The following is a 238-nucleotide window of genomic DNA, read 5'->3' as shown; positions in this document are numbered from 1 at the left end:
CTGCGTCGCGGCTCGCAGGACACCATCAACCAGACCGGCCAGCAGATCGTGCGTCGGCAGCTCAATGTGCAGCCGACGCTCACCATCCGGCCGGGGCATCCGTTGCGCGTGGTCATCACGCGCGACCTGGTGCTTGAACCGATCGGAGCGACACGATGACGAAATTGAAGTTGGGGCCGCTGGCCGACGATCGGCCGGTCAAGCTCTCCGTGGAGCTGCCCGCCGCCGTGCATCGCGA

The 238-nt window shown here is 66.8% G+C and carries 2 protein-coding genes; both read left to right on the top strand.

Annotated features, from left to right (window positions below; translation table 11 throughout):
* Positions 1-159, top strand: a 159-nt coding sequence (locus AX735_RS24105) for a TrbI/VirB10 family protein (protein ID WP_446471783.1), incomplete at its 5' end; no start/stop codon positions are given.
* Positions 156-238: DUF2274 domain-containing protein (locus AX735_RS24100; protein WP_156447423.1), on the top strand; the 83-nt coding region annotated here is incomplete at its 3' end. The genes AX735_RS24105 and AX735_RS24100, both read left to right, overlap by 4 nt.

Origin of the sequence: Blastomonas sp. CCH1-A6 (assembly GCF_001556365.1) — a bacterium.
Taxonomy (GTDB): Bacteria; Pseudomonadota; Alphaproteobacteria; order Sphingomonadales; family Sphingomonadaceae; genus Blastomonas; species Blastomonas ursincola.
Note: the sequence above shows the minus strand (reverse complement) of the source record. Positions and strands in the feature narration are given on the sequence as shown.